Below are 11,823 nucleotides of genomic sequence, written 5' to 3' on the forward strand. Positions count from 1 at the left end.
CACTGTACTTGCGTGGTGCTGCCATGCTCTCCATCCTTCACAGGTTCGAGAGCCTCCGACAGACCCGGGGCGGTTCAACTGTAGCCAGGACGGAAGGAAGAGAGCTGCACATTCGAGGGAGCTCGCCGCCCTCCCCTCCAATCCTGTGAGAACAGTGCTGCCGGTGACCGTTATGGTTCAGCCGCTGTGTACGAGCCTGATGCTGCAGCGCCGCGACTGGTGGGCGGGCAATCCGCTCGGCCTGACCCTCGCGGTCAAGCCGGTCCTTGCGGTGTTGTTTTCCTGTCGCTACTGAACCGGCAGTGGAAGGCCGAGCGTTTGCAGTTCCAGCCCTGTTGACCGTCGCAGCCTGACCGCTGGCGGTGGATCGCCGAACGTGGTCGCGTACCTCGCAGAGTTGGCGGCGCGCAGAACGGAGACGCGTGCGGCGTCAGTCTGACCGCGTGAAGTTGGCGAAGAAGTCATCGATTGTTGATACGTCGGCATAACGTCGAAAGTGAGCAACGTCGACCTTGACGAAAACACCGCTAGAGGTGAAGTACGTTTGCTCATCGAACGATCCGGCGGCCGCGATGTGCAGTAGGCGATCCGACTCGTGGTCAATCCAGGCAGTGAGACGTATGGGAGTGTGCAGCGGGACCGGCCGGCGGTATTCGACGGTCAGGGTGCGGGTCACCGCGGGGGTCCGCGCGATCCACAGGGTGAAACCCATGATGTCGTCGCAGGCGGCCGAGATCGCGCCACCGTGCGCCAACCCGGGCGCGCCGAGGTGTTTCTCGTCGAAGGTGTGATCGGCGTACACCCGCTCGCCGCTCCGGTAGACCTCAAGTTGAAGTCCGTGGGGGTTGCTGCTTCCGCAGCCCATGCACTGGGACGAGTGTGCCGGCAGTCTTGCTTCGGGGGTCATCTCTGATCGTTGTCCTTAACTCAGCCCGCCACCTACGCAACAGGGTGCGGGGGGATCGATGAGGTGTGGGAACCGGTCCCGAACACGGTCTGTGCTCACCACTATAGGTAATACTGCCAGTACCTGATACTGTCCATTACGCACACGCGAATGGAGTGGCGCACACCACGCGCACTAGGGGGGGAGATGGCCATCACCACCGGCACAGGCGTCAACCGTCTGCTAGACGGCGCTGCCACTTTTGGTAACACCGTCGGCTTGGCTGGTCAGGCCCTGCGGTGGGTAGCAGTAGACATTGCTACAGGACGATTTCCGTTTCGCGAAGCCGTATCGCAGACCTGGTTCGTCATCGTCGTGACAACTCTGCCGGCGATTCTCGTAGCTGTGCCATTCGGTGTCATCGTGTCAGTACAGGTGGGTAGCCTCACTCAGCAAGTTGGGGCCACGTCAATAGCTGGCGCCGCTGGTGGCCTCGGGATTATTCAACAGGGAGCGCCCATCGTTACCGCCCTCCTACTCGGGGGCGCGGCCGGATCAGCGATTGCCTCTGATTTGGGTGCTCGAACGATTCGCGAAGAAATTGCTGCCATGGAGACACTCGGACTCAATCCGATCAGGCGAGTCGTAGCGCCCCGGTTCGTATCTGTGTTGATCACCGCGCCGCTGCTCTGCATGCTAATCGTCTTCACCGGGCTGCTGGCGGGCTACGCCATCAGCGTCGACGTCCAAGGCATCACACCAGGCAGCTACGTCGCCTCGTTCGCTTCGTTCGCATCGATAACAGACATCGTTGTCGCTCTATGCAAATCGCTTGTGTTCGGACTTGTAGTGGTGACGATTGCTTGTCACCGCGGCCTGTCGACGAAAGGCGGCCCTAAAGGCGTCGCAACCTCAGTAAATGCCACCGTAGTACTGGGCGTCGTCGCATGCTTCGTGATCAATGTCTTTATCACGCAATTAACAACCATGTTCGTCCCCCAAACTATTGGATGAGAAACGCCTCGTGACCACCGTTCCCTCCCGGAGGTTCTCCGCCGCCACCCGCCCTGTCGAAGCCGTGATCGCGCCAGTTGTACACGTACCTGAACGCTTGGGGCACGTCGCGACCTTTGTGATCGCCGCGGTCCTCGGCATCCGCCATGTGATCACCACCTACCGACGCCAAACCCTGCTCTACATACAAGAATTCGCCTGGGGTAGAGGTGCAGTCTTGGTCGGTGGTGGAACGGCCATCGTCCTCGCCATCCTCGGCATCGCCGTCGGCGCCTCAATCGGTATCCAGGGTTACGCCTCTCTGGACCTCGTAGGGATGGGTTCACTGACGGGGTTCATCTCTTCCTATGCCAACACCCGAGAGCTTGCGCCAATGATCGCGGCGATCGGGTTCGCAGCACAAGCCGGCTGCCGGTTGACAGCTGAGATCGGCTCGATGCGCATTTCCGAGGAGATCGACGCTCTCGAGGCTATGGCGGTACGTCCTATTCCATTCGTCGTCAGCACTCGCGTAGTTGCGTCGATCACGACCGTGATTCCTTTGTACATCGTCGCGCTTATTCTCGGATTCGGGGCCGCCAAACTCGTCGTCACACAAGTTCACGGCCAATCCGGCGGCACTTACGATTTCTATTTCGACCAGTTCCTCAAACCTCAGGATCTTGCCTTCTCGCTTATCAAAGTTCTTGTATTTGTCATTTCTGTAGTGATTATCCATAGCTATCAGGGCTACTTCGCCACAGGCGGAGCTGAGGGGGTGGGTCGAGCGTCCGGTCGAGCGATCCGCACGAGCCTCATAGTCATCGTCGTGGAGGACATGATCTTGACCCTTCTGATGTGGGGATTCGATTCCGGCGTACGGATTTCAGGGTAGGGGGTTCAGTGGCTGTCTTTCATGATCCGTCCGGACGCGAGCCGTCGCACGGGAACCTGGCCCTTCGGGGGGTCGCCCTATTGATCCTCGGCGCGATAGCTGCCTACTTACTGATAAGTGACGCTAACGGCGACTTCAGCGATCACACGTCGTTGACCATCAACACCGACGCGATAGGCGACGGATTGAAGGGGGGATCGGATGTGAAGTACCTTGGGTTCACCGTGGGGGAGGTCTCGAGCATCGCGGTTCGAGACCGTGGCGCGGCGGTCAAAATCAACCTCACCGGTTCCGGTAACGACCTAGTTCTCCGGCAGGGCATGACGGTGAACTACACCTCGTCAAACGCATTGGGACCAACTGCACTGGAGATCGTAGATCCTGGACAAGGACCACCCATCGGTTCCGGCGGGAGTGTCTACGTGAGCAGGTTGCAATCTGAACAGACCTCGGTGTCAACGCTTGTTCGCAAGATCTCCACGCTGGTCGAGGCACTGGACCAGCCCTCATTTGAAGCGGTAGTGAGGTTCATCGTTGAGGACTCGCAGGCAATGGCTGATAGCGGAAGACTCGTTCTCCAGATTGCGCAACTCACGCGAGATGTCCAGAAACGGCCGGTCGGGGAGGACCTAGGAATTGCGGCTAACCTGTCCACCGGAGTCGCCGACTTCATGACGCCGTTTGTCCCTGGCGTCTTGAAGAACGTCGATATCGCTGACTTTTTCGCCACCCAACAAAACATCGACCGCACGAAGAGTAATCTCGGCGACACGGGAAAGGTTCTTTTCGGTGGGCTCGGCGGCCTGCTCGATAAGAATTACCCAGCCCTGAGTTCGCTGTTAGACGTCGGCCTTGACCTAGCGCGGCCCGTCGCCAGATCCGCCTCGGGGCTAGTTCGCACGGTGTACACGATCCCGCAGATCCTCGATGGCATCGACAAAGCCTTGCCGAAATTCAACGAACGGGTCCAGCTCCAGCTAGCACTGGTGGTCCAGACGTCGCCTGCCCTACAAGGCGCATTGAGAATGGGGGGTGCCACGCGATGACTCTGAGGTCGCTAACACCCACAATCATTAAAATCGTCGCTTTCATCGCTCTCATCGGAGTCCTTTCATATGTCATCATCGCGATTCTGCAGCCGACCAACGAAGGGTCACCCAGTTCGCAGCGTTCCGCGGTGTTTGCCGACGCTTCCGGACTCAAGCCCCGCGACGGGGTACGACTCGCTGGAGTGAAAGTGGGATATGTAACGGCTGTCGATCTCGAGGGCTCAACAGCGATCGTCCGTTTCCAACTGGATGACGGTGTCGCGATTACCCCCGCGACGACTGCCGCTGTGCGTTACCAAAATCTGCTGGGGCAGCGGTATGTGGAACTCATCAATGCCGGACAAGGCGCCGACCAGGACTCGATCACACAGGTGGCACTCGAGAAGACCGTCCCGTCCTTCGACGTATCGACACTATTCAACAGTTTCAAACCAGTATTCGATACATTGAATACTGCGGAAATCAACGAGCTTCAGTCGAACCTTCTACGGGTTGCCCAGGGAGACGGTCGAGGTATCGCACCAGTCATGAAGCAAGTCGCGAACATCACTGATTACGGGAACCAGCGTTCAGAGATCATCACCAATATTGTGACGAGCCTGGGGCAGGTGTCCGACCAGTTGATGGGGCGCTCCGCTGAACTGGTTGAGTTGATAGACAAATTGGGGTCAATCGTCGATGCGTTCAGCCGCGTGAGCGATCGACTGCGGGCCTCGCTGCGAGAGGTCAACCGTTCGATGGCAAAGACTGTACTCGCCGGTGAGCAGATCGAGTCGACCTACGACACCAGCTTCGCGGCTATCTTTCAGAGATTAGTGCGGGAGCCAGGGGATACAGAAGGCCTACTGAATGGTGCCGTTCTCCTGAAGCCGCTCCTGGACGCCCTGGCCGCAACATCCAACGCGACTCCCCCGCCCTCGGCGGCAGGGTGTGCCCGAGGGGTGCTCGACCTACCGAGAACAGTGCAGATCGCCCTGATGGGTCAACGACTGGTGGTGTGCCAGTGACCCGTTTCTTCGGCAAGCGTCCGCATCACCGCCCGCAGCGTCGGCGGGACCTCATCCTGGCGGGGGTCGTAACGATGGTCACGGTGGCCGGTCTCGTCGCCGCCGGAGCTGTGTATATCTCGCCGCCCGGACAAACTATCTACAGCGCGGAGTTAGTCAATACCGGCGGATTGGAAGCTGGCGACCAGGTACGTATCGCCGGGATCAGGAAAGGCAAGGTAGCGTCGGTCGACCTGACCGGAACGTTCATCACCGTGCGGTTCCGGCTGGATGACTCGATTGCCGTTCGGTCGGACGCGACGGCGAACGTCCGTCTCCTCACCCCTATCGGTGGACGTGTATTGGACCTCGACCCAGGTTCAGGCCCGTCGGCCATTGACGGCGCGATCCCACTGGTGCAGACAGGCAGCACCTATGATATTTCCAGCACCCTGGAGACATCTACACCGGTGTTCCGTGACGTGCGTGGTGTTGATCTACGGCGCACGGCGGCGTTGCTACAGGATGCCTTTTCCGACGGAAACACCAATATCCCTGATGCCCTGCAAAACGCGAGCAGCCTGATGGACTTGCTGGAGCGTCAGTACGCACAACTCGACAAGACGGTGGCTTTGTCCGACGAGTATGTCGCTGCCCTCGCAAACCGCAAGCAGGTACTCGTGGACTTCCTACGCCAGCTCAGCTTCCTTGCCCGCACCCTTGGACCAGACATCGCCAACGTCCAGAGCGGGTTCGATTATCTACGTCGTCTTTTTAAGTTGCTGACCCGGCCGCTTGTCGCGTACCGCGACGGTATAGAACCATCGGTACAGCAGTTTAAGATCCTTCTAAACAAGGTGTCGGCCCAGATGCCCGCCTACCAAGACGCGCTGGCCCAGGTCGATCAGATCACCAGAAGACTGAGCATTCTCCTCAATGCTCCGCAGGTCGGACCTGCGAGTCCTGAACCGACCGTCCGCGTCTGTATCCCGATTGGTGATAACAAATGTTGACGGAGCGGATGCGTCGGCATCTGATCCCGATCGCCACCATTGTCACACTGGCAGTAGTGATCGGCGGCGTCGGAATCGACTATGCGACAGCCGACGACGACACGCGATCACTATGTGCGGAGTTTTCTGACGCATCAGGTCTGTACGAAGGCAATTCCGTCGCGATGCTCGGCAAGAAGGTGGGCAGGGTCGTAGGCATTCACGAGGAGGGACAGAAAGGTGTGCGTGTCGATATGCGGATCGACAAGACCGTGCCGCTTCCCGCAGATGTGGGTGCGACCCTGGTGTCCACCTCGATTGTCACCGAAAGACAAATCGAGTTCACCCATCCCTATCGTGGCGGAGAATATTACAAGTCGGCTGAGTGTATCCCACTGGAAAAGACCAGGACTCCACTGGGGATTAGTCAAACGCTCGACGCGATCAGCACTCTTTCAGACGAACTCGTCAAGGACGACGGACGTAACACGGATGCGATTCTTCAGGCACTTACACTCGTCTCGAAAAACATGGAAGGGACCCAGGGTGATATATCCGGCATTCTCCAGGACTCGGCCACGCTAATCAACGATCCGACCCGGCGTGATAGCCAGATACGCAGGATTGTAGCCAATCTCGCCACCTTAACCGGTGTTGCCACCGAAAACAGTACTGAGGTGACCCAGCTATTCGACAACTTCGTAGGCGCAATTGAGGTGATTGTTGCTTTCGGTCAAACATTCGGCGCCGCAACAGAGTACGCAGGCACCTTCGTCCCTATCCTGTCGCGCCTATCGTCTGACTTCGGGCCACCTATTTTCTCACTTGGAGATGCTGCGGTTCCCCTCCTCTCGCAAGCGGGCAAGCAAGAAAACATACTTGCGTCCGTCGCCGCTCGAACAGCTGACCTCATCGTTGAGCATCCAGATGCGAAGTCGATCCTGCGGGCATTCGCAATATCTGTACCACTGCAGGCCCTCAAGAACGCGTGCGCTCCTCCTTCCGTCAAGGACGTTTGCGCGACGGGTAACGAAGCGGCGACGATCGCCAACTTGATCGGAGGGCAACCTCGATGATGATCTACGGCTACCTTCGTCGTGTCACGGCCGCGATCGTGACGCTGTTCGTAGCGACTATCGCCCTCGCCGCCTGCAGCATCAGTGCTGACAACCCGCCGACCATCGGTGGATCATCCGCCCGAGACGGCTACGACATCGAGATCGAGTTCACGAGTGCTCTGAACTTGCCTGCCCGTGCCAAAGTCCTCTCTCGAGGGATTGACGTCGGTGCCGTCACCAGCGTCGCTTACGACGGAGGCCACGCGCTGGTTGCTGCCCGAATTGATAAAGACGCCCAGCTGCCGGAAGATTCGCGCGCGGAACTCCGCCAAGACACTCTCCTGGGCGAGATTTATGTGGCCATCCTTCCCCCTGCACAGCAGTCCACCCAAGGCTTGCTGCGCGCGGGATCGGTAATACCTCTCTCACGCACCGAACCGGCTGCCAACGTCGAGGACGTGATGCGGGGTATGGCTAACGTATTGGGCGGGGGTGAACTCGATAAAATCCATACCGCGATATCGACGCTGAACTCGACTTTTCCGAGTGACCCCGCCCAGTTCGATGCGCTCTACCGCACGACCTTGCGCACCGTGTCTGAGGTGTCTGCCAACACCGACAAACTCGACGTAATCCTGCAGTCAGCCGATCGCACACTCAAAGTGATCCTGGCCGACCCGTCAGGTACAGACCGAATGTTGACCAAGGGGGGAGTGAACTTTTATGGTCTGGGCTACTCGCTAATTGACGTAGCGCTACTCATCGCTAATCTGCGCGACTTCGCGGTATCCGCAGGCCGTATCGTCGACCCTGAGTATTCCCGCATCAAGGAAACGGTGGGCGCGATCGCGCCAGTGGTCGCGTCCATCGCGTACTCGGACATCTACTCCAAGGATGTTTCCGACAAGGCGGCTCGTGTAATACGCGAAAGGCTCATCCCATTCGTCAGCTCGCCAGATATCAACGTCTCCGATGTGTCTATCGATGGCCGAGAACTGGCGCGGCGTGATGCCGAGTCGTTCATAACCGTCTTGCGAGCGATCGGAATGATGCCATGATCCGCAGCACCCTCGTATCGCTGGTTGCCCTTGTCCTCGTTCTCCTCGTCGGAGCGACATACTTGATCATCGACGTGGCACGGGTAAACCCGTTCCGCACCGACTACGCGATCTCGGCCATACTCGAGAGCTCGGGCGGCCTTCTAGACACATCACCGGTAATGTTAGAGGGGGTGCCGGTGGGAAAAGTGACATCTATTCGCGTCACAGGTAATCAGCTCGCCGTCGACATGTCCATCGACTCCGACTATAAGATTCCTCGCGGCAGTGTCATGACGATTCAGAACCTCTCGGTCGCGGGAGAACAATACATCAATTTCATCCCACCGGGCACAACCACCAGTGAGTACTTGCGTAGTGGGGACCTAGTGCCCGCCGGCGCCATCCGCGTGTCGCAATCCGTTCCCCAGGTGCTCCCGAAAATGTCGGCAGTGGCGGACGCGCTCGATCCAGCATCGATTCAGTCCATCAACGAAACGATCTCGGCGGCAGTCGACGGCCGGCAAAAGGACCTCGACACGATCGGAGACATGATGCACCGCCTCGTGGACTTCGTCGGTGACGACGGTGCCGTCCGTACCACTGCGGACAATGCCGAGTTCCTCCTGGGCCTTATGTCGAACGTGGGCGGTGTGCTCAGCACCGCGTCGGTCCGGACCCCGGATGCCGTCGACGGTTTGGCGAGGATCCAACGTGCGTTCATCGTTTTCACTTCTACGTCCTACGACAAATGGCCACCGATCCTGAAGCTAGTGGAAAAGCTCAGCGGCTACATCCAGATACTCCAGCCCGATATTGTCGCCATTACCCGCGCGGTGAAGCCGGCGACGGCGAAAGTCGCAGACACATACATCGACTTCGGATCGATCGGTGATCTTCTGGCTCGAACATTCCCAGCGTCACATCGGGGGCAGGCGCAGATTCCGATCGCCGTCACGCCATCACCTCGCTGACGCCCGATGGATACCTCCTACACCAGCATTCACAGAAGGCAGCAAATGACGGCACAAGACAACGGACCAGAATCCAAGGACAGCAGCGCTGAGGATAAGCTGACTGCGGCTTCCGACAAAGCAGATCGCAGCGACGCCACTGGTGCTACAGAATCTGCGACGTCCCAAGACGGTCCCGCCCCGGACGAGGCAAGCCCCCCGACGTCCGATGCCAGGCACCGATGGAGATCAGCACGCGTCCAGGCGGTGGCCGCCGGCGCTTTCGTGGTGGCACTCGCGGTGCTGGCCGGCCTCTTTGCTTACCTCTACATTGACATGAGGGAAGCAAAGACGTCCGCGGAGAACGCTGCCACACAACGAGCGCAGGCAGCGCAGGCAGCATCGGACTACACCACAAAGTCGCTCACCTACAGCTACCAAAACACCGGCGCATTCTTTACCGAAGTGAAAGAGAATGCCAGCGATGCGTTGGTCAAGCGATACGACGATGTCGAACCCACCCTGACCCAAATCATGGAACAGGCCAAGGTCCAAGCGTCGGGACGCGTACTGGCGACCAGTGTCACCGGCAGCGCCAGCGAGAACCGGGGGGAATACACGGTGCTGGTCTTCGCCACCCAGAAGACCCAGAATGTTCAGAACCCTCAGCCGAGCGAACTCCCCACACTGTTGAAAGTAGTCGTGCTGAAGACCGAGAACGGCTGGCAGATCCAGGATTACGGACCTGCCGAATGATCCAGCGTCCGCCGCGAAAGGAGAATTTGATGAAAAGCACCATGCAGGAGGTGCCGATGACAGTGTCATCGATACTGCGTCACGTCGCAACCAATCATACTGATAGGCAGGTGATTACTTATTCCGCGAGCGACTCTGCCCGGTACGCAACCTACGGCGATCTCGAAGAGCGATGCGCACGTCTGGCGAATGCTCTGCGCCGGGTCGGCGTGGTCGGCGACGACCGCGTGGCAACCATGCTGTGGAACAACCAGGAGCACCTCGAAGCGTACGCTGCGGTACCCGCGATGGGCGCGGTGCTGCATACGCTGAACATCCGGTTGTCACCGGCTCAGCTGCAGTTCATCGCGAACCACGCCGAAGACAAGGTCATCATTGTGGACGGGTCGCTGGTGCCGTTGTTGGCGGCGGTCTTACCGGGCTTGGCGACGGTTCGGGTTGTGTTCGTTACCGGCGACGGCGACACCTCCCCGCTCGACGGCCACGGCGTGACCGTGATGCGATACCATGACGCGCTCGCAGCAGAATCACCAATGTTCTCTTGGGTCGATCCCGACGAGCGGTCGGCTGCGGGTATGTGTTACACGAGCGGCACTACAGGCGATCCCAAGGGGGTCGTCTACAGTCATCGCTCGGTGTTTCTGCACTCCATTGCAGCGTGTACTGGTAACGCTCTGGCGATCGCAGAAGCCGATCGTGTACTTCCCGTCGTGCCGATGTTTCATGCCAGCGCCTGGGGTCTGCCCTACGCGTCGCTGATGGCCGGCGCGGACTTGCTCATGCCTGATCGATACCTTCAAGCGGCGCCGCTCGCCGACTTGATCCAACAGCATCGCCCCACGAAGGCAGGAGCAGTACCGACAATCTGGAACGATCTTCTTCAGTACGGTATCGCGAATCCGGGTGTCGACTTGTCATCAATCGACCTTGTCGCCTGTGGTGGAGCTCCTGTCCCGCAGTCGTTGATCGAAGGGTTTGCGGACCGCTTCGGCGTACAGATTATCCAGGCGTGGGGCATGACTGAGACGTCCCCGCTTGCAGCGGTAAGTCGGCCTCCCGCCGGGATCAGCCCCACAAAGGAAATGTCGTACCGCAAGCGACAGGGACGGGCAATTTGCGGGGTGGAGATGCGCCTCATCGACGAGGGCGGCCTGCCGGTTCCCCGTGACGACAAGTCCGTCGGCGAACTCGAAGTGCGGGGTCCGTGGGTCACAGGCAGCTACTACCGGCTCGAGGACGCCGAGAGGTTTCGGGATGGCTGGTTGCGGACCGGAGACGTGGGACACATCAGCCCGGACGGGTACCTGACGCTGACCGACAGGTCCAAGGACGTCATCAAGTCAGGGGGCGAATGGATCTCGTCAGTGGAGCTCGAGAACTGGATCATGTCGCACCCAGATGTCGCCGAGGCCGCGGTTGTCGCGATGCCCGACCCCCGGTGGCAGGAAACAGCTCTCGCCGTGGTGGTTCCGGTACCGGGTCGCAAGGTGTCGGCTGACACGCTTCACGAGTGGTGCCTAAGAAATTGCCCGGAGGAGATCCCACACTGGTGGATCCCGAAGAACTGGACGTTCGTGGAGCAGGTACCGCGTACGAGCGTGGGCAAGTTCGATAAGAAGGTGTTACGCGCGAAGCATGAGCAGGGCGAGCTGCCGGTTGTATCGAATTAGCGCCGCTATAGGGCGCAAGTGTGCCCACCGAACGTCGTCAGCGTTCGGTGGGCACACTTCTATAGAAGCAATGCATTTGCCGATGGGGACTGCTGCACGGATAGGTGACAGTTTGGGTGTCATGCCGCGGCAGCGGCGGTGTTGATCATTGCTTCGAACTCGACAGGCGTCAACCGACCGAGGCGGGCTTGCCGGCGCCGGCGGCGGTAGGTCCGTTCGATCCAGGTGACGATCGCGATCCGAAGCTGCTCGCGGGTGTCCCAGCGTTGGCGGTCGAGCACGTTGCGTTGCAGGAGTGCGAAGAAACTCTCCATCGCTGCGTTGTCCCCGCACGCTCCGACTTTGCCCATCGACCCCGTGAGTCCATGAGTGTTCAAGGCGTGTACGAATTTTCGCGATCGGAATTGGGCGCGTTCAATCGGTCGATGCAACACTGGGTTGTTGTAGCGAGTGTAGTTGTTCGCCAAAGATTTCGGCGGGAGTTTTCCATCCAAGGACTTTTCTAGGACGGTTGTTGAGGGTGTAGGCGATGGCCTCGAGGTCCTCAG

12 protein-coding genes and 2 pseudogenes are annotated in these 11,823 nt (G+C 59.3%); 11 read left to right on the plus strand and 3 right to left on the minus strand.

The window, feature by feature from the left end:
• The first annotated feature begins 154 nt into the window (after positions 1 to 154).
• Complete coding sequence (locus KB201_RS24360; protein ID WP_156422439.1) at positions 155 to 295, plus strand: hypothetical protein; 141 nt, start codon at positions 155 to 157, stop codon at positions 293 to 295.
• A gap of 135 nt (positions 296 to 430) precedes the next feature.
• Here KB201_RS24360 and KB201_RS24365 read toward each other — a convergent pair whose 3' ends face one another.
• Positions 431 to 907 (minus strand): PaaI family thioesterase, encoded by a 477-nt coding sequence (locus KB201_RS24365; protein ID WP_004023289.1) that lies wholly within the window; start codon positions 905 to 907, stop codon positions 431 to 433.
• A 258-nt stretch (positions 908 to 1,165) separates the two neighbouring features.
• On the opposite strand from KB201_RS24365, the gene KB201_RS24370 reads away from it, so the two are divergent.
• From KB201_RS24370 to KB201_RS24415, 10 genes are read left to right on the plus strand one after another with little or no spacing between them, the layout of a single operon-like run.
• A complete protein-coding gene (locus KB201_RS24370) occupies positions 1,166 to 1,900 on the plus strand; it encodes an ABC transporter permease (protein ID WP_033206584.1) in 735 nt (244 codons plus the stop codon).
• A 10-nt stretch (positions 1,901 to 1,910) separates the two neighbouring features.
• Positions 1,911 to 2,774, plus strand: coding sequence for an ABC transporter permease (locus KB201_RS24375; RefSeq protein ID WP_014928961.1), 864 nt, complete (start codon positions 1,911 to 1,913; stop codon positions 2,772 to 2,774).
• 8 nt (positions 2,775 to 2,782) lie between these two features.
• Entirely contained in the window at positions 2,783 to 3,820 is a 1,038-nt protein-coding gene (locus KB201_RS24380) for an MlaD family protein (RefSeq protein ID WP_004023292.1), read from the plus strand.
• Positions 3,817 to 4,830 carry an MlaD family protein gene (locus KB201_RS24385; protein ID WP_004023293.1) on the plus strand — a complete coding sequence of 338 codons (1,014 nt, stop codon included), beginning with the start codon at positions 3,817 to 3,819 and terminating at the stop codon, positions 4,828 to 4,830. Before KB201_RS24380 ends, KB201_RS24385 begins: the two co-directional genes overlap by 4 nt.
• On the plus strand, positions 4,827 to 5,822 hold the full coding sequence (locus KB201_RS24390) for an MlaD family protein (protein ID WP_004023294.1): 996 nt from the start codon (positions 4,827 to 4,829) through the stop codon (positions 5,820 to 5,822). The genes KB201_RS24385 and KB201_RS24390 overlap by 4 nt, the downstream gene beginning before the upstream one ends.
• Positions 5,816 to 6,877 carry an MlaD family protein gene (locus KB201_RS24395; RefSeq protein ID WP_004023295.1) on the plus strand — a complete coding sequence of 354 codons (1,062 nt, stop codon included), beginning with the start codon at positions 5,816 to 5,818 and terminating at the stop codon, positions 6,875 to 6,877. Before KB201_RS24390 ends, KB201_RS24395 begins: the two co-directional genes overlap by 7 nt.
• Positions 6,874 to 7,917, plus strand: a complete 1,044-nt coding sequence (locus KB201_RS24400; protein ID WP_004023296.1) for an MlaD family protein — start codon at positions 6,874 to 6,876, stop codon at positions 7,915 to 7,917. Before KB201_RS24395 ends, KB201_RS24400 begins: the two co-directional genes overlap by 4 nt.
• Complete coding sequence (locus tag KB201_RS24405) at positions 7,914 to 8,870, plus strand: MlaD family protein (protein WP_004023297.1); 957 nt, start codon at positions 7,914 to 7,916, stop codon at positions 8,868 to 8,870. Before KB201_RS24400 ends, KB201_RS24405 begins: the two co-directional genes overlap by 4 nt.
• A 6-nt stretch (positions 8,871 to 8,876) precedes the next feature.
• Positions 8,877 to 9,605 carry a hypothetical protein gene (locus KB201_RS24410; protein WP_223258800.1) on the plus strand — a complete coding sequence of 243 codons (729 nt, stop codon included), beginning with the start codon at positions 8,877 to 8,879 and terminating at the stop codon, positions 9,603 to 9,605.
• Between the two features lie 29 nt (positions 9,606 to 9,634).
• Positions 9,635 to 11,275: a long-chain fatty acid--CoA ligase gene (locus tag KB201_RS24415; RefSeq protein ID WP_014928958.1), complete on the plus strand. Its 1,641-nt coding sequence runs from the start codon at positions 9,635 to 9,637 to the stop codon at positions 11,273 to 11,275.
• 119 nt (positions 11,276 to 11,394) lie between these two features.
• Here the strand turns inward: KB201_RS24415 and KB201_RS24420 are convergent.
• Together KB201_RS24420 and KB201_RS25020 are read right to left on the minus strand one after the other, a co-directional pair.
• A pseudogene (locus KB201_RS24420) lies at positions 11,395 to 11,685 on the minus strand (IS3 family transposase); the annotation flags it as partial.
• A 4-nt stretch (positions 11,686 to 11,689) separates the two neighbouring features.
• Positions 11,690 to 11,823: pseudogene (locus KB201_RS25020) on the minus strand (IS30 family transposase); the annotation flags it as partial.

This window comes from Gordonia sp. SCSIO 19800, from assembly GCF_018132775.1.
GTDB lineage: Bacteria > Actinomycetota > Actinomycetes > Mycobacteriales > Mycobacteriaceae > Gordonia > Gordonia hongkongensis.